Genomic DNA, 16,766 nt, shown 5'->3' with positions numbered 1-16,766 from the left:
GCTGGTCCGAGCGCTCCGCAGGCCGGGCCGGGTGCCCGGCCGCGGAGACTCACCCTCGAACATCAGGGCGGCAGGACGTACGATCCCGCCCATGACCACGAGCAGCGGCGGCACGAGTGACGGACAGTGGTTCCCGGCCTCCTGGCCGGACCGGATCCGGGCGCTGGCGAACGGGGATCTGACCCCCGTGACCCCGCGCAGGGCCGCGACCGTACTGCTCCTGCGGGACAGCCCGGACGGTACGAGCGACGGCCCGGCCGTCCACATGCTGCGCAGACGCGCCTCCATGGCCTTCGCCGGGGGCGCGTACGCGTATCCGGGCGGTGGGGTCGACCCGCGGGACGAGAAGCCGGTCCGGTGGGCCGGCCCGTCGCTCGCGCAGTGGTCGGCCGCCCTCGGGGTGGACCCGGTGTCGGCGCAGGCGGTGGTCTGCGCGGCGGTGCGGGAGACGTTCGAGGAGTCGGGCGTCCTGCTGGCGGGTCCCGACGGTGACAGCGTCGTGGCGGACACCACCGGCGAGAGCTGGGAGGCCGACCGCGAGGCACTGGTCAGCCGGGAGCTGTCGTTCGCCGACTTCCTGGCCCGGCGCGAGCTGGTGCTGCGCTCCGATCTGCTCGGCCCGTGGGCGCGCTGGATCACCCCGGAGTTCGAGGAGCGCCGTTACGACACCTGGTTCTTCGTCGCGATGATGCCGGCCGGGCAGCGCACCCTGGACGTCTCGGGCGAGGCCGACCACACGGTGTGGCTGCGCCCGGCCGAGGCCGTGGAGGGCTACCGGCGCGGCGAGATGGTGATGATGCCGCCGACCATCGCGACGCTGCGCGCGCTGCTCCCGTACGACTCGGTGAAGGCGGCCCTGGCGGGCGCGGCCAGCCGGGATCTGACGCCGGTGCTGGCGCGGGCGGTGCTCGAAGAGGGGCAGATCGTGCTGAGCTGGCCGGGGCACGAGGAATTCACCAAGCACATTCCGCAAGGATCCGAGCAAGGAACCGGGCAAGGATCCGAGCAAGGACCCAACTCGTCGCAAGGAGCTGCTGAATGACGTCGGCGATCCTGCCCGGCAGGCCGCAGCCGACGGTCGGCGGCCCCGCGACGGCACGTGCCGTCTGCGTCCTGGCCCCGAACCCGTCGCCGATGACCCTGGACGGCACCAACACCTGGCTGCTCTCCGAGCCGGGTTCCGATCTCGCGGTCGTCATCGACCCGGGCCCGCTCGACGACGCGCATCTGCGCAACGTCGTCGCGACCGCCGAGGCGGCCGGCAAGCGCGTCGCGCTGACGCTCCTCACCCACGGCCACCCGGACCACGCGGAGGGCGCCGCGCGCTTCGCCGAGCTGACGGGGACGAAGGTCCGGGCGCTCGACCCGGCGCTGCGGCTGGGCGACGAGGGGCTGGCGGCGGGCGACGTCATCACCACCGGCGGTCTGGAGCTGCGCGTCGTCGGCACGCCCGGGCACACCGCGGATTCGCTCTCCTTCCATCTGCCGGCCGACAGCGCCGTCCTGACCGGTGACACGGTGCTGGGGCGCGGCACGACGATCGTGGTGCACCCGGACGGCCGGCTCGGCGACTACCTCGACTCCTTGCGCCGTCTGCAGGCGATGACGATGGCCGGCGTCGACACGGTGCTGCCCGGCCACGGCCCGGTGCTGAAGGACGCGCGCGGCGCCGTCGAGTACTACCTCGCGCACCGCGCGAGCCGGCTGGCGCAGGTGGAGACCGCCGTGGAGGCGGGCTGTCTGACGCCCGCCCAGGTGGTCGCGCACGTCTACTACGACGTCGACCGGTCGCTGTGGCCGGCGGCGGAGCTGTCGGTGCGGGCGCAGCTGGACTATCTGCGCGAGCACGGGTTGATCGAGGACCGGCGGACCTACTGATGACGGATCGACCGATGAGCGGCCAGGAGACGTCCGGCCCGGCGGTGAAGGAGTTCGACCCGTGGTCCGCCGCGTTCGTCGCGGACCCGTATCCGGCGTACGAGGCGCTGCGCGCGGCGGGCCGCGCGCACTGGTTCGAGCCCACCCGGCAGTGGCTGATCCCGCACTACGACGATGTGAGCGCGCTGCTGCGCGACCGCCGGCTGGGGCGTACGTATCTGCACCGGTTCACCCACGAGGAGTTCGGCCGCGAGGCGCCGCCGGCCGGGCACGAGCCGTTCCACGTCCTCAACGACAACGGCCTGCTGGACCTGGAGGCCCCCGACCACACCCGGATCCGCCGGCTGGTCGCGAAGGCGTTCACCCCGCGCACCGTCGAGCGGCTCGCGCCGACCGTGCAACGGCTCGCCGACGAGCTGGTCGACGGTCTGCAGGCGGACGGCGGCGGTGACCTGCTGGCCCGGGTCGCCGAACCGCTGCCCGTCGCGGTCATCGCGGAGACGCTCGGCATCCCGCCCGGCGACCGGCAGCCGCTGCGGCCCTGGTCGGCGGACATCTGCGGGATGTACGAGCTGAACCCGGACGAGGAGACCGCCCGGCGGGCGGTGCGGGCGAGCGAGGAGTTCTCGGAGTATCTGCGCGGGCTGATCGCCGAGCGCCGCCGTACACCGGGCGAGGACCTGATCAGCGCCCTGATCGCCGCCTACGAGGACGGGGACACGCTCAGCGAGCAGGAGATGGTCTCCACATGCGTGCTGCTGCTCAACGCCGGCCACGAGGCGACGGTGAACACCACAGCGAACGGCTGGTTCACCCTGTTCCGCCATCCTGATCAGCTCGAACTGCTCCGCGCGGAATCCGGGCTGCTCCGCGACGCCATCGAGGAACTGCTGCGGTACGACACCCCGCTGCAGATGTTCGAGCGCTGGGTCCTGGACGACATCCAGGTCGGCGACACGGTGATCCCGCGGGGTTCCGAGGTCGCGCTGCTCTTCGGGTCCGCCAACCGCGACCCGTCGCGCTTCCCCGACCCCGGCCGGCTGGACCTGCGCCGCCCGGCCGCCGACAACCGGCATCTCACCTTCGGTGCCGGTATCCACTACTGCCTGGGCGCGCCGCTGGCCCGCATCGAGCTGGCCGCGTCCTTCGGCACGCTGCTGAGCCGCGCGCCGGGTCTGCGGCTCGCCGCCGAACCGCGCTGGAAGCCCGGCTACGTCATCCGGGGCCTGGAAGAACTGCTCGTCAGCTGGTGACGCGAGCTGGTGACGCGCCCGGCCCCCGACGTGATCTGCGTCTCTTCCTCAGGCGCGGGGCACCGTGAGCCGCCAGGCGCCCGGCTGGACCGTCCAGGTGCGGGTCCTGACCGGTCCGGCGAGGGCGGAATCCGCGCGGTAGCGGAAGTCCCGGCCCGAGACGGTGACGGTCGCGGCCTCCACGCACAGCGGTTCCGGGCTGTCGGGAAGGCTCACCCGGACCTCGATGAGCCCCGGGTTCACCGTCCGGAACGACACCTCGTGCACGGGGTGGTCCAGGTCCACCAGCACCACCCCGTCCGCCTCGATCCGCAGCCGCTGGCGCGGCGCGTGCCCGTGCCCCGGCCCGTGCGCGTTCGAGGGCGCCGGCATCGTCAGCGTCCGGACCAGCGACCGGGCGGTGCGCCCACCCGTCACCCGCCACCACCCTTTCAACGAATCGCTTCGCTCCCCATCCCTATTCGGCGACCACCAGTGCGACGAGGATCCCGCGCCGTTGGAGGGGATCTGTAGCGTGCCCAGCACGATGCCGCCGCTGTCGTCGACCAGCAGGTCCAGCTCGCGGTCCATGCCGTCGAGCACCGCCCGCGCCGCGGGCAGCACCTGGCCCGGCACGCCCAGCGCCCGGGCGAGCGAGGAGCGCGGCCCGATCGGCACCAGCGCCAGCGGGGCCTCGCCGAGTGCCCGCTCATGGTGCAGTGCCCGCACCGCCCGCAGCAGGGTCCGGTCGTCGCCCAGCACCACCGGACGGCGCCGGCCGCGATGGGCCAGCACCCGGGCCACCTCTTCGGCCGAATCCGGAAGAGCGATTTTTACGGAGGACGCGCCCGCACACAGGACATCCTTCGCGATGCGGACGGATTCGCCGTCGACGGCACGTGCCGCGGGGTCGATGACCACGAGCAATTGACGCCCGTCAGGTGGCTGAGCCGACACCTTGGTCCTTCCTCAGGTAAAATCTCGGTGCAAGAGCCCCTTGCGCCGTTGCGTCAGGGGCTTGGTCTATTCCGGGGCACCGGTTCGACGGCTCTCTGCACGTTGGACATGCCCCGCCCGGAAGGGGTGTACGCCTGTGCCCGCACTTGTGCTGCTCGGTGCTCAGTGGGGTGACGAAGGCAAGGGGAAGGCCACTGACCTGCTCGGTGGCTCCGTGGATTATGTCGTGCGTTACCAGGGCGGCAACAATGCCGGCCACACGGTCGTCGTCGGCGACCAGAAGTACGCACTGCATCTCCTCCCCTCCGGAATCCTGTCGCCGGGGTGTACCCCGGTCATTGGTAACGGTGTCGTCGTGGACCCGGCGGTCCTGCTCTCCGAGCTGAGCGGACTGAACGACCGCGGCGTCGATACGTCCAAGCTTCTGATCAGCGGGAACGCCCATCTGATCACTCCGTATCACCAGACCATCGACAAGGTGACGGAGCGGTTCCTCGGCAGCCGCAAGATCGGTACGACCGGGCGCGGTATCGGCCCGGCCTACGCCGACAAGATCAACCGCGTCGGGATCCGCGTTCAGGACCTCTTCGACGAGTCGATCCTGCACCAGAAGGTGGAGGCCGCACTCCACGAGAAGAACCAGCTCCTGGTCAAGCTCTTCAACCGGCGTGCGATCAGCGTCGACCAGGTCGTCGAGGAATACCTCGGTTACGCGGAGCAGATCAAGGACTTCGTCGCCGACACCGGTCTGATTCTGAACAAGGCGCTGGACGAGGGCAAGGTCGTGCTGATGGAGGGCGGCCAGGGCACGCTGCTCGACGTCGACCACGGCACCTATCCCTTCGTCACCTCGTCGAACCCGACCGCCGGCGGTGCCTGCACGGGCTCCGGCATCGGCCCGACGAAGATCAGCCGTGTGATCGGCATCCTCAAGGCCTATACGACGCGAGTCGGCGCCGGTCCGTTCCCGACCGAGCTGTTCGACGAGGACGGCGAGAAGCTGCGGGTCATCGGCCACGAGCGCGGGGTCACCACCGGCCGCGACCGTCGCTGCGGCTGGTTCGACGCGGTCATCGCGCGGTACGCGACCCGCGTCAACGGCCTGACGGACTTCTTCCTCACCAAGCTCGACATCCTCACCGGCTGGGAGCAGATCCCGGTCTGCGTGGCCTACGAGATCGACGGCAAGCGCGTCGAGGAGCTGCCCTACAACCAGAGCGACTTCCACCACGCGAAGCCGATCTACGAGATGCTCCCCGGCTGGTCCGAGGACATCACGAAGGCGCAGACCTTCGACGACCTGCCGAAGAACGCGCAGGCGTACGTCAAGGCGCTCGAAGAGATGTCGGGCGCGCCGATCTCCGCGATCGGCGTGGGCCCCGGCCGTACCGAGACGATCGAGATCAACTCGTTCCTCTGACGGACGGCGGCCGGTCAGGCCGACGGCATCGACGCGGCGCGCCCCGGTGGCAGGACCACCGGGGCGCGCCGCGTTCTGCCGTCCGCGGACCAGCTGTCCGTCGTTCCGCGCCGTCAGTCGATCTTCGTGTAGGTGAGCGGGGCCTTGCCCGGCTCACGGGAGTCGCGCAGCAGATGGGAGTCGTCGATCGCCGTGAGCGTCGAGGACAGCCCCGGGTTGCAGGAGGTGGCGGGCACCGCGCTGGTCAGGAGCGAAGGGCTCAGCGCCAGCGGCGGACCGGCCGACGTCATGTGCATCGTCCACTCGCACTGATAGGTGCTTCCGGTGCCGGCCAGCGTGACGGTGCCGTTCCGCCGGATCGTCAGCGTGCGGGTGTTGGTGCCGTTGCTGTCGAACCCCGCCTGCCAGGTGCCGACGAGCCGGTCGGGTACCTCACCGGGCGGGGTGGAGGCGGTCTCCGACGTGGACGGCGAGTTCTGCGGCGTACCGGAGCCGGACGGGGTTCCCGTCCCGGGACCGCCGCCGAGGCCCTGGTTGCCCGTGCTGTCGCCCTTGCCCTTGCCGAGGTCGAGTGCGACGACGGCCGCACCGGCGCCCGCGAGCACCGCGACCGCCACCGCGACGGCGATCAGCACACCCTGCCGCCGCCGGCGCGGCGGCGGATCCGCGTACTCCGGCGGGTGTCCGTATCCGGGGTGCGGGTAGCCGTAGCCGCCGGGCGCGTACGGGACGGGGCCGGTGGGGGCCGGCCGACCGCGGTCGGCCGGGCGGGCAGCGACGGCGCGGAGGCGGGGGCCGGGGTCGGGAGGGGAGCGGAGCCGGATTCCGGCTCGGGTGCGGGCCGCGCGGCCGGGGGCGTCGGGGTGGCACCTCCGTCGTGCGGGTTCTCGGCCTCCAGCAGCCGCACGGCGTGCCGGCCGAGCTGCGCGACGATCGCGCTGGGCAGCCAGGTCCTGCCGTCCTCCGGCGGGTGGGCGGCGATCCGCTCCAGCACCGCGTCCAGGTCCGGCCGCTGGTCGGCCACCTTGACCAGACACTCCGCGACCAGCTCGCGCAACGCGCCGGGCAGCTCGTCCAGGTCCGGCGGCTCCTGCGCGATCCGGAACATCTGGGCGTGCACCCCGCTGCTCGCGGCGCCGAACGGCTGTTTCCCGGTCGCCGCGTACGCCAGCACCGAGCCCAGGCAGAAGACGTCGCAGGCCGGGGTGACCCGGTCGCCGCGCACCTGCTCCGGCGACATGAAGCCCGGCGAGCCGACCAGTGCGCCGGTGCTCGTCACCCCGCCGGTGACGGTCTCCAGGGCGCGGGCGATGCCGAAGTCGATGACCCGTGGGCCATCGATCGTGATCATGACATTCGAGGGCTTCAGATCGCGGTGGACGAGCCCGGCGGCGTGGATGTCCTTGAGCGCGTGGGCCAGCCCGGCCGCCAACACCCACACCGAGCGCTCCGGCAGCGGGCCGTACTCCTTGGCGATGACGTGCTGCAGCGTCGGCCCGGCGATGTAGCCGGTGGCGACCCAGGGGATCTCGGTCTCGGTGTCGGCGTCGAGGACCGGCGCCGTCCATGCGCCGCCGACCCGGCGGGCCGCCTGGACCTCCTGCCGGAAGCGGGCCCTGAACTCGTCCTGGGCGGCCAGTTCGGCCCGCACCAGCTTCACCGCGACGGTCCGGCCGCGTTCCGAACGGGCCAGGAAGACCCGCCCCATACCGCCGGTGCCGAGCCGGCCCAGCAGCCGGTACGCGCCGATCCACTGCGGATCGCCGGCCCTGAGTTCTTCCATGCCCCCCGTGCCTCCTCCCGGCCTTCCGGCCGACCCGTAGCCGAAGAATAGTCTGACCGTTCGAGCGGGCCCCCGGGGCGGGTGGCCCGGGCCTGAAAGGCGCCCGCACCGGGTCCACGTAAGGTCCCGCGCCGGATTCCCGGGACCCCGTTCCGGGAGCTCCGTGGGACCGGATCCCATGACAGCCTGTCGGGGAACGTGGCGTGTGCCATACAAGGTGACCGTGTCCCTGACCGGCGGGGATCCTTAGCCTGGAGCGCATGACCCCTCCTTTCGCCGTCGCCGATCCCGAGACCGGAGCCGCCGTCAAGGCCGCCGACCGGGCGCACGTCTTCCACTCGTGGTCCGCGCAGGCGGTCATCGATCCGCTGGCCGTGGCCGGGGCCGAGGGCTCGTACTTCTGGGACTACGACGGCAACCGCTATCTGGACTTCTCGTCCCAGCTGGTGAACACCAACATCGGGCACCAGCACCCGAAGGTCGTCGCCGCGATCCAGGAGCAGGCCGCCAAGCTCTGCACCATCGCGCCGGGCTTCGCCGTCGACGTCCGGTCCGAGGCGGCCCGGCTGATCGCCGAGGTCACCCCCGGCGATCTGAACCAGGTCTTCTTCACCAACGGCGGCGCCGAGGCGGTCGAGAACGCCGTCCGCATGGCCCGGCTGCACACCGGCCGGCACAAGGTGTTCAGCGCCTACCGCTCGTACCACGGCGCCACCTCCACCGCGATCAACCTCACCGGCGACCCGCGCCGCTGGCCGTCGGACACCGCCTCGGCGGGCGTCGTGCACTTCTGGGGCCCGTACCTGTACCGCTCGCAGTTCCACGCGACGAGCGAGGAGCAGGAGTGCGAGCGCGCGCTGGAGCACCTGGAGCAGCTCGTCGCGTTCGAGGGCCCGCAGTCCGTCGCCGCGATCATCCTGGAGTCGGTGGTCGGCACCGCGGGCATCCTGGTGCCGCCGGCCGGCTACCTCGCCGGCGTGCGGGAGATCTGCGACCGGTACGGGATCGTCTTCATCCTCGACGAGGTCATGTCCGGCTTCGGCCGCACCGGCGCGTGGTTCGCCGCCGACCACTGGGGCGTCGTCCCGGACCTGCTGACCTTCGCCAAGGGCGTCAACTCCGGCTACGTGCCGCTCGGCGGCGTCGCCATCTCCCCGGAGATCGCCGCGACCTTCGCCACCCGCGCCTACCCGGGCGGTCTCACCTACTCCGGCCACCCGCTGGCCTGCGCCTCCGCCGTCGCGACCATCAACGCGATGCGCGAGGAGCGGATCGTGGAGAACGCCGCCGACATCGGTGAACGGGTCATCGGCCCGGCGCTGCGCGACATCGCCGCCCGGCACGCCTCGGTCGGCGAGGTGCGCGGCCTCGGTGTCTTCTGGGCCCTCGACCTCGTCAAGGACAAGGCGACGCACGAGCCGCTCGTGCCGTACAACGCGGCCGGCGCCGACAACGCGCCGATGGCCGAGTTCGCGGCGGCGTGCAAGAAGGGCGGTCTGTGGCCCTTCGTCAACATGAACCGCACGCATGTCGTCCCGCCGTGCACGGTGACCGAGGCCGAGGCCAAGGAGGGCCTGGCGGCACTGGACGAGGCGCTCGCGGTGACCGACCGGTACGCCGTCAACGGATAGCGCTTGCCCCCGGCGACCGCCCGGCAACGGCCCGCCGACCCCCGGTAGCGGCCTCCGCCGGCCGTCAACACCGCGTGGCTCATCGCGAAATGCACATAACCCCCACACGCTTCCCTCCCCGGACGTGCGGTTGATTTCCGAACCTTCGCCTATCGTGTGCGGAGTAATCGGAGTGAAACGTACGTTCGGGCGAGGAGGCGGCAGTGCTTGCGGACACCACACCGGTGAAGCGCAACAGCCTGCGGCAGCAGATCGCCGACGCACTCCGCGACGAGGTGCTCACCGGCCGGCTCCCGGCCGGGCGGGACTTCACCGTCAAGGAGATCGCGGAGCTGTACGGCGTCTCCGCCACGCCCGTCCGTGAGGCGCTGGTCGACCTGGCCGCGCAGGGCCTGCTCGACGTCGAGCAGCACCGCGGCTTCCAGGTCCGGCGGTTCGGCCCCGACGACTTCGTCTCCATGGTCGAGGCCCGCAACCTGGTGACCGAGGGGATCTTCCGGCGCATCGAGGGCGACCAACTGCGGGAAGTGCCGGCCGATGTCCTCGCGTCGGTGCGCCGCCGTGGCGAGGCCGCGGCGCGGGCCGCGCGGTCCGGCATGCTCGACGTACTCATCGGCTGTGACATCCGCTTCTGGCGCGAAGTCGCGGCATTGTCGGGCAATCCACACATTTGCGAATTCCTCGACCGGATCCGCACCCAGACCTGGATGTACTCGATCCCGTATCTGCGCGCCCATCCGATGCTCGCGGGCGTCTGCTGGTCGGACCACGTCGAACTCGTCGACGCCGTCCGGGACCGCGATCTGGCCGCGGCACGCCGTATCGTCGCCGACTACAACGAGCACGCCCTCGCCCTCATGGCGAAGCTGGCCCCCCGATAACGAGGGCGGGCGACCGCGCGAACGACCCTTCAGGACAGCCGGAAGGGTTCCACCTCCTGACGCCGACCGTGCCTCGCACTACGCTGGCCCGACGATCGCATAGACGACTTGGAGCGCCTGTGGCCTGCGACTTGTGGCTGGTTCCCCTCGTGGATGTGCTCTGCCACAGCCCCGAAAACCCTTTCTCCGAGGAACTGGCCCGCTACGACAAGGCCTTGAACGACGCGGGCCTGCCGCCGGTGCCCGTCCACACCTATATGCCGGGGCTGTCCGGCGACGTCGGCCCGGTCGCCGGCTTCGACTACGACGCCCTGCATTTCCTGCGCCGGGCCTTCCTGTTGAACCTGCAGGGCCTGGAGGTCACCCCCGTCGACGCGCTCGGCGGCGACTACGAGCAACTGCTGGAGATGTTCGAGGCGACCGCCCAGCAGTCGCACCTCGTCTGGCACTACGACCACGCCGGCGCGTACGTGCCGCTGGACTTCCCGCACCCGGTCGTCAACGACGAACTGCTCGAAGGCGGCGGCCCGCTGGGTTCGAGCCACGGACTGCTGCGCGATCTCGCGTCCGTCGCGGCGGCGATCGGCATCGACGCGGCCAACCCGCCGCAGGCCCCGGCCCCGCCGGACCGGCCCACCGGACTGGAGGAGCCGGCCGCCCCGCCGTCGTACGATCCCAGCCCGTTCGCCCGCGAACGGCATGTCTGGCTCGGCCTGCACGCGGCGGCGACCCGCTCGCTGGCGCAGGGCTCGATGGTGGTCTTCAGCTGAGGCGGCCTCCGGTCGAGGCGACGTTCGAGGCGGCCCTCAGCTGACGGAGGGGCCGCCGGCCGCTCAGCGGGCCGGCCCCTCCGGGGGCCGCTGGCGCGGCATGTTCGGACGGCCGCCGGGTGCCATCGGGAAGCGGCCGGCGGGGACCCCCTCGGTGCGCGCGGCCCACGGCACGGTGGCCTGCGCGCGCAGCGGCGCGGTCCGCGTCCCGAACTCCGTCATCCAGTCCGCCGTCTCCATCCTGACCAGGTCCGAGACGTCCTCGCAGAACCGGCGCAGCACCGCCAGACAGCGTTCGGCCGCCTCGGCCGCCGTGCCCTCGGTGGGGCCCAGCACCTCGCGGACGCTCTCCGACGCCCAGTCGAAGCGCAGCGCCTCCAGCCGCCGCTGCACCGCCTGCGCGGTGGCGACGTCCCGCATCCAGCCGGACGTCAGCCCGAAGCAGCGGTCGATGCCGACACAGGCCGCGGCGAGGAGCAGTGCCACATAACCCCAGCGCGCGGCGCCGGCCGCGGCCCCGGTCAGCTCGATCAGCGGCAGCCCCACGCCCACGGTGCCGAAGAACGCGGCGGCCAGCCGCAGCCCGCGCGCCCCGTGCCGCTTCCAGACCCGGTCGGCGAGGTACCAGTCGGTGGTGTTGAGCGCCCCGGACTCGGCCCAGCGGTAGAGCTCCTCCAGGCGTTCGGCGGGCTCGCCCCAGTCGCCGAGCGGAAAAGGCAGCGCCCGCAGGTCCTCCTGGCTATGCAGAGCCCGTTGAACGGGCTCCTCCCGGGGAGCCTCCTCGGGATACATGTCCGGCTGGCTCACTGCGCGCTCCCTCGCATTCCGGCGCTCGTCTTCCGACACGACGAAGCTCCCTTCTTACCGCCGAACGGCTGACCATGGGGGAAGGATTTTTGGATTTCATCCCTTAAAGGCCGCGTGGTCAGGTATGGGCCGAACATCCGTCCCACTCGAAAGAGTGAGCCGCCGCGCGCGGCACGGGGCTCCGCACGGGGCCACTACCCTTGGGCACGTGAAGGTCCTTGTCATCGGCGGCGGCGCCCGCGAACACGCCCTGTGCCGCTCACTGTCCCTCGACCCCGATGTCACCTCGCTGCACTGCGCCCCCGGCAACGCCGGGATCGCGGAGGTCGCCGAGCTGCACCCGGTCGTCGCCCTCGACGGCGCCGCCGTCGCCGACCTCGCCGTCTCGATCGGCGCGGACTTCGTGATCGTCGGTCCGGAGGCCCCGCTGGTGGCGGGCGTCGCCGACGCGGTCCGGGCCCGCGGTGTCGACTGCTTCGGCCCGTCCGCGGAAGCCGCGCAGCTGGAAGGCTCCAAGGCGTTCGCCAAGGAGATCATGGCCGGCGCGGGGGTGCCCACCGCCCGCTCCTACGTCTGCACCACCGCCGAGCAGATCGACGTGGCGCTGGACGCCTTCGGCGCCCCGTACGTCGTCAAGGACGACGGACTGGCCGCGGGCAAGGGCGTCGTCGTCACCGATGACCTCGCCACCGCCCGCGCGCACGCGCTGGCCTGCGACCGCGTCGTCATCGAGGAGTTCCTCGACGGCCCCGAGGTCTCGCTGTTCGCCGTCACCGACGGTGTGACGGTCGTCCCGCTGCAGCCCGCCCAGGACTTCAAGCGCGCGCTGGACGCCGACGAGGGCCCCAACACCGGCGGTATGGGCGCGTACTCGCCGCTCCCGTGGGCCGACCCCAAGCTGGTCGACGAGGTCGAGCGGACCGTTCTGCAGCCCACCGTGGACGAGCTGCGCCGCCGCGGCACCCCGTTCGCCGGGCTGCTCTACGCGGGTCTGGCGATGACCTCGCGCGGGGTGCGCGTGATCGAGTTCAACGCGCGCTTCGGCGACCCCGAGACCCAGGTCGTCCTCGCCCGTCTCAAGACCCCGCTGGCCGGTCTGCTGCGGGCCGCCGCGACGGGCCGCCTCTCCGAGGTGGAGCCGCTGCGCTGGAGCGAGGGCGCGGCCGTGACCGTCGTCATCGCCTCGTACAACTATCCGGACACCCCGCGCACCGGCGACCCGATCACCGGTCTGGCGGACGTCGTGGAGCAGGACGAGCACGCGTACGTGCTGCACGCAGGCACCAGGATCGACGACGAGGGCCGCGTGGTGAGCGCGGGCGGCCGGGTGCTGTCCGTCACCGCCACCGGCGCTGACCTGGCCAAGGCCCGGGAACGGGCGTACCGCGCGGTCGCCCGGGTGCGGCTCGACGGCTCGCACCACCGGACCGACATCGCGGCCAAGGCGGCGGGAACCGGCCAGTCCTGAATCAGCCCTTGGGGTGGCTCACGACCTGCCCCGCGGTACGGAGCGGGCTCGCGGCGCCCTGCGACTTCGCTTGCGGCGTTGTCGTCGGTCGCCGATGGCCCCCAGCTACCGCTGGGAGGTGCCCCACCGCATGGACTCCCTCCTCCGCCTTGCAATCGAAGCCACAGGGCGCCGCTGCCTGATCCACTCCATACCGCGGGGCAGGTCGTTACCCAAAGCCACCCCAAGGAGTGATGGCTTCCCCATCCGGCTGACGTGGCAGCGGTCCCCAACTACTGTGCCCCGGAAGCGCACTGCCGGACGGCGTGGTGCTGTGCGGCAAGTAGCCGTACAGACATTGCGATGTCCGTGGGCGGTGCGACAGTGGGATAAGCCGCCGACGGCGGTCCTGACAGTGAGACGGGGGTGAGCCGCCCGATGGCTGGAGAAACAGGTGAGGGAGTCGCACGCTCCCGTGCGCTGGCGGTGCTGCGGATCCGCAGCACCGCGCTCGCCGTGGCGCTGCTGCCCGCCGCCGCCGCCGTCGTCCTGCTCGTGGGCGGCGCCACCGGGCGGATCGGCGACAGCTGGGACGCGCTGCGGTGGTCGGTGGTCGGCGGAGCGCTGGTGGTGCTGGTGCTCGCGGGCGCCGTCGCCGCCGTCGTCGTCCGGGCCCGCCCCGCGGTCAGCCCGACGGTCCCGGTCGCCGAATCGTCGGCCCCCGACCTGTACCGGATGGTCCATGACCTCGCGGTCCGCCTCCAGGTCCCCACGCCCTCCTCGATAGAGCTCACCCCGGACTGCGACAGCTGGCTGGAGGACCGCCGCCCGGACGGAGCGGGCGCGGGCCGCTGGGGCCGCCGCCGGGAGCCGGCCGCGCCGGTGCTGGTGATCGGCTCGCCCTTCATGTGGTGGATGCGGGTCGCCGAGCTGCGTGCCCTGCTCGCCCCCGTCGTGGCCGGCACCGGACCGTCCGCCGACCCGGACATAGCCGCGGCCCGGCGCTTCATCCGGGGTCTGGACGCCGCAGCCGGCGTCGCCTCGGCGCGTTCACGCGGTCTCGTGTGGCCCGCGTACGCCTTCCTCGGCTGGGTCGCGCGGCTGCTGCTGCGCGGCTGCCGGGCGCATGCCGCCGAGATGGAGCGCGGAGTGGCCGCGTCCGCCTCGGAGCGCGCCCAGGCGGTGGACTACGGGCTGCGGATCGTCGCCCAGGAGCAGGTCGGCCTCGCCTACGCGGGCTGGGACCGGCTGCTGACGAGGGTCGCGCTGCCCGCCTGGCGGATGGGCCGCTGGCCGTCCCGGCTCGACGCCGGAGTGGTGGCCGCGCTCACCGATCTGTCCCGCCGCGACCGGCTGGCCGAGGGCTTCGAGTCACGGCTGGGCGAGCGCCCCGCCTGCGATCTGCTCGAAGAGCCCGGCACCGTCGACGAGGCGGCCTCCCTGCTGGCGGCCCGGCTCTTCCACGGCGGCCCCGAGGGCCACGGCCCGGACTGGTCGCCGGTCGACTGGGACTCGTACCCCGAGGAGGTCGTGGACCGCATATGGCGTTCCGAGGCCGCCCTGCTGATCAGGGTGCTGGACGAGCCGGGCAGCGCCGTACCGCGCCCCGAGCGCGACCGGCCCGCGGTCATCACCGTGCAGACCGCCGAGCACACCGCGGAGAGCCGCGCCGGTGCCGGGCTGCTGATGGGCGCCCAGGCCGCCCGCCAGGCGGCCGTGGCCGGCTCCGTGGACTTTCCCGACGAGCCCGGCCGGGCCACCATCGCCCGGGTGATCGACCGGCTCTCCCGGGGCGGCAGCGAGGAGCTGGCGGCCCGGATCACCGGCCATGTCGCCCGCGAGGAAGCGGCCCGCGACGCCAACCGGACCCCCGCCACCGGCACCTCCCTCGCCCCGGTCTACCAACTGCTCCCGCCCCGCACCGGCCGCGAGCTGCTCACCGAACACGTCACCGCGATGGTCTGCTGCGCCGCCGTCGACACCGCGGGCGCCACGGCCGGTCTCGACTGGCTGGACGGGCCCGCCCTGCTCGTCAACGGCTCCCGCCGGGCGGACCTCGCGTGGCCGGTGCTGCGCCTCGTGGAGAACGGTGACGCGGCTCCGCTGCGCTCCTGGCTCACCGCGGTCGGCGTCCGGCTGGAGAAGCCCGTCCGCCTCGTCTGACACAGGGGCCACGCCGCACCCGCCGGATGACAGTTTCTGCCCCACTCGGAGCGAAACTGTTCCGATTATTCGCCACGAACAGTAACCAGGGGAGTGCGTTATGTGATGTGCTGGGTTCGGACGCGTGGGACTCGACCCGGGGGCGTGGCGAAGAAGGGGGGCACACGTGGGGACGGAGCAGATCCGGCGCTGGCAGTCGGGAGCGCTCGCGCATGGGGTGACCGACCCGTTCGGACAGGGCCCGTTACCGTGGCTGCGCGGCGCCGAGCAGTATCTGGACGACGAGGGGAACGTGGTCCCCTGGTACGTCGACCTCTCCGTGAGCCGTGGCGAGGCACCGGCCCGCCCGCAGGTACCGGGCCCGCGCACCGCCGATGACGTGCGCTGCCAGGTCAAGGGCTTCGCCTCGGCCGGCGCGGTCGCCCCGGGCGCGGCCATCGACTTCCGGGTGACCGTGGACCCGCCCCAGCAGTTCACCGTCGACATCTACCGCATCGGCCACTACGGCGGTGACGGCGCGTGCCACATGACGGCCAGCCCGCGGCTCTCCGGCATCGTCCAGTCGGCCCCGCTCGCCGCCGGCCGCACCGTCTCCTGCCATCACTGGTGGCAGTCCTGGCGGCTGCAGGTGCCGGGGTACTGGAAGACCGGCGCCTATGTGGCGGTGCTCACCACCGCCGACGGGTACCGCAGCCATATCCCGTTCACCGTCCGTGACGCACGCCCGCCGACCCCGCGCCGGTACCCGACCCAGGAGCCGCCGCACGCCCCCGCGCTCGACGCGGACCTGCTGCTGGTGATGCCCGACGTCACCTGGCAGGCGTACAACCTGTACCCGGAGGACGGCAGGACCGGCGCCAGCCTCTATCACGCGTGGGACGCCGAAGGCCGGCTGCTCGGCGAGGAGGAGGCGCCCGCCACGGTCTCCTTCGACCGTCCCTACGCGGGCGCGGGGCTGCCGCTGCACGTCGGCCACGCCTACGACTTCATCCGCTGGGCGGAGCGGTACGGCTACGACCTGGCCTACGCGGACGCCCGCGATCTGCACGCCGGCCGCGTCGACCCCTCCCGGTACCGCGGCCTGGTCTTCCCCGGGCACGACGAGTACTGGTCGGTCCCGATGCGCCGCGCCGCCGAGGCCGCCAGGGACGGCGGCACCTCGCTGGTGTTCCTCTCCGCCAACTCCATGTACTGGCAGGTCGAACTGGGCCCCTCGCCGGCCGGTGAGCCCGACCGGCTGCTGACCTGCCGCAAGCGCCGCGGCGACGCCCGCGGCCGCAGCGCCCTGTGGCGGGACCTGGGCGAGCCGGAACAGCTGCTGCTGGGCGTGCAGTACGCCGGCCGCGTCCCCGAACCCGCCCCGCTCGTCGTCCGCAACGCCGACCACTGGCTGTGGGAGGCCACCGGCGCGGCCGAGGGGGACGAGATCGAGGGCCTGGTCGCGGGTGAGGCGGACCGCTACTTCCCGCGCACCGCGCTGCCCGAGTCCACCGACCGGATCCTGCTCGCGCACTCGCCGTACGAGGACGCCGACGGCCGCCGCCGCCATCAGGAGACGTCGCTGTACCGGGCACCGAGCGGCGCCTATGTCTTCGCCTCCGGCACCTTCGCCTGGTCCCCGGCGCTGGACCGTCCGCACTATGTGGACCCCCGGATCCAGCGCGCCACGGCCAACCTCCTGGACCGGATCTGCAAGCACGATTAGGTTCCGATGGGTTCCGACCTGCCCGCTCGGCCGGACCCTGTCGGGTTGCACCCTCCCTCGTGCGGGAGAATCGGGAGCTGAGCCGCCGAGTG

Annotated in this window: 12 protein-coding genes and 1 pseudogene; 10 read left to right on the top strand and 3 right to left on the bottom strand. The window is 72.5% G+C overall.

Annotated features, from left to right (window positions below; translation table 11 throughout):
* Window positions 1–91 precede the first annotated feature (91 nt).
* The 3 genes from C8250_RS21350 to C8250_RS21340 are packed head-to-tail and all read left to right on the top strand — an operon-like array spanning window position 92 to window position 3,131.
* Window positions 92–1,042, top strand: a complete 951-nt coding sequence (locus C8250_RS21350; RefSeq protein WP_138358694.1) for an NUDIX hydrolase — start codon at window positions 92–94, stop codon at window positions 1,040–1,042.
* Window positions 1,039–1,878 carry an MBL fold metallo-hydrolase gene (locus C8250_RS21345; protein WP_138358692.1) on the top strand — a complete coding sequence of 280 codons (840 nt, stop codon included), beginning with the start codon at window positions 1,039–1,041 and terminating at the stop codon, window positions 1,876–1,878. Before C8250_RS21350 ends, C8250_RS21345 begins: the two co-directional genes overlap by 4 nt.
* Window positions 1,878–3,131, top strand: coding sequence for a cytochrome P450 (locus C8250_RS21340; RefSeq protein WP_244809260.1), 1,254 nt, complete (start codon window positions 1,878–1,880; stop codon window positions 3,129–3,131). Before C8250_RS21345 ends, C8250_RS21340 begins: the two co-directional genes overlap by 1 nt.
* A 48-nt stretch (window positions 3,132–3,179) precedes the next feature.
* On the opposite strand, the gene C8250_RS21335 is transcribed toward C8250_RS21340, so the two are convergent.
* Entirely contained in the window at window positions 3,180–4,067 is an 888-nt protein-coding gene (locus tag C8250_RS21335) for a diacylglycerol kinase family protein (protein WP_244809258.1), read from the bottom strand.
* A gap of 136 nt (window positions 4,068–4,203) precedes the next feature.
* On the opposite strand from C8250_RS21335, the gene C8250_RS21330 reads away from it, so the two are divergent.
* Window positions 4,204–5,487 (top strand): adenylosuccinate synthase, encoded by a 1,284-nt coding sequence (locus tag C8250_RS21330; RefSeq protein ID WP_138358690.1) that lies wholly within the window; start codon window positions 4,204–4,206, stop codon window positions 5,485–5,487.
* A 113-nt stretch (window positions 5,488–5,600) separates the two neighbouring features.
* On the opposite strand, the pseudogene C8250_RS21325 reads toward C8250_RS21330, so the two are convergent.
* Window positions 5,601–7,270: pseudogene (locus C8250_RS21325) on the bottom strand (serine/threonine-protein kinase).
* 260 nt (window positions 7,271–7,530) lie between these two features.
* Between C8250_RS21325 and C8250_RS21320 the strand changes: the two are divergent.
* The 3 genes from C8250_RS21320 to C8250_RS21310 all read left to right on the top strand — a co-directional run bounded on the left by C8250_RS21320 (window position 7,531) and on the right by C8250_RS21310 (window position 10,552).
* The gene (locus C8250_RS21320) at window positions 7,531–8,901 is read left to right on the top strand and encodes an aspartate aminotransferase family protein (RefSeq protein ID WP_138355840.1); all 1,371 of its coding nucleotides are present in this window, start codon (window positions 7,531–7,533) and stop codon (window positions 8,899–8,901) included.
* Between the two features lie 203 nt (window positions 8,902–9,104).
* Window positions 9,105–9,782, top strand: a complete 678-nt coding sequence (locus tag C8250_RS21315; RefSeq protein ID WP_138355839.1) for a GntR family transcriptional regulator — start codon at window positions 9,105–9,107, stop codon at window positions 9,780–9,782.
* Between the two features lie 119 nt (window positions 9,783–9,901).
* Complete coding sequence (locus C8250_RS21310; protein WP_138355838.1) at window positions 9,902–10,552, top strand: hypothetical protein; 651 nt, start codon at window positions 9,902–9,904, stop codon at window positions 10,550–10,552.
* 63 nt (window positions 10,553–10,615) lie between these two features.
* Here the strand turns inward: C8250_RS21310 and C8250_RS21305 are convergent, their stop codons facing one another.
* A complete protein-coding gene (locus C8250_RS21305; RefSeq protein ID WP_244809256.1) occupies window positions 10,616–11,359 on the bottom strand; it encodes an SLATT domain-containing protein in 744 nt (247 codons plus the stop codon).
* Between the two features lie 208 nt (window positions 11,360–11,567).
* Between C8250_RS21305 and purD the strand changes: the two genes are divergently transcribed.
* From purD to C8250_RS21290, 3 genes are all read left to right on the top strand, one after another.
* Window positions 11,568–12,827 (top strand): phosphoribosylamine--glycine ligase, encoded by a 1,260-nt coding sequence (gene purD, locus C8250_RS21300; RefSeq protein WP_138355837.1) that lies wholly within the window; start codon window positions 11,568–11,570, stop codon window positions 12,825–12,827.
* A 417-nt stretch (window positions 12,828–13,244) separates the two neighbouring features.
* Complete coding sequence (locus C8250_RS21295) at window positions 13,245–14,969, top strand: hypothetical protein (protein ID WP_138355836.1); 1,725 nt, start codon at window positions 13,245–13,247, stop codon at window positions 14,967–14,969.
* Window positions 14,970–15,135: 166 nt separating this feature from the next.
* A complete protein-coding gene (locus tag C8250_RS21290; protein ID WP_138355835.1) occupies window positions 15,136–16,674 on the top strand; it encodes a N,N-dimethylformamidase beta subunit family domain-containing protein in 1,539 nt (512 codons plus the stop codon).
* Window positions 16,675–16,766: the final 92 nt, after the last annotated feature.

It is taken from the genome of Streptomyces sp. So13.3 (assembly GCF_005860785.2).
In the GTDB taxonomy this organism is placed as follows: domain Bacteria; phylum Actinomycetota; class Actinomycetes; order Streptomycetales; family Streptomycetaceae; genus Actinacidiphila; species Actinacidiphila fildesensis.
The sequence above is the reverse complement of the archived record's forward strand: the minus strand, read 5'-3'. Positions and strand labels throughout refer to the sequence as shown.

What these genes read in the sequence shown, in the direction of transcription:
- C8250_RS21295 (WP_138355836.1), top strand. Translation starts at nt 13,245, where the DNA reads ATGGCTGGAGAAACAGGTGAGGGAGTCGCACGCTCCCGTGCGCTGGCG.
- C8250_RS21350 (WP_138358694.1), top strand. Translation starts at nt 92, where the DNA reads ATGACCACGAGCAGCGGCGGCACGAGTGACGGACAGTGGTTCCCGGCC.
- C8250_RS21320 (WP_138355840.1), top strand. Translation starts at nt 7,531, where the DNA reads ATGACCCCTCCTTTCGCCGTCGCCGATCCCGAGACCGGAGCCGCCGTC.
- C8250_RS21340 (WP_244809260.1), top strand. Translation starts at nt 1,878, where the DNA reads ATGACGGATCGACCGATGAGCGGCCAGGAGACGTCCGGCCCGGCGGTG.
- C8250_RS21345 (WP_138358692.1), top strand. Translation starts at nt 1,039, where the DNA reads ATGACGTCGGCGATCCTGCCCGGCAGGCCGCAGCCGACGGTCGGCGGC.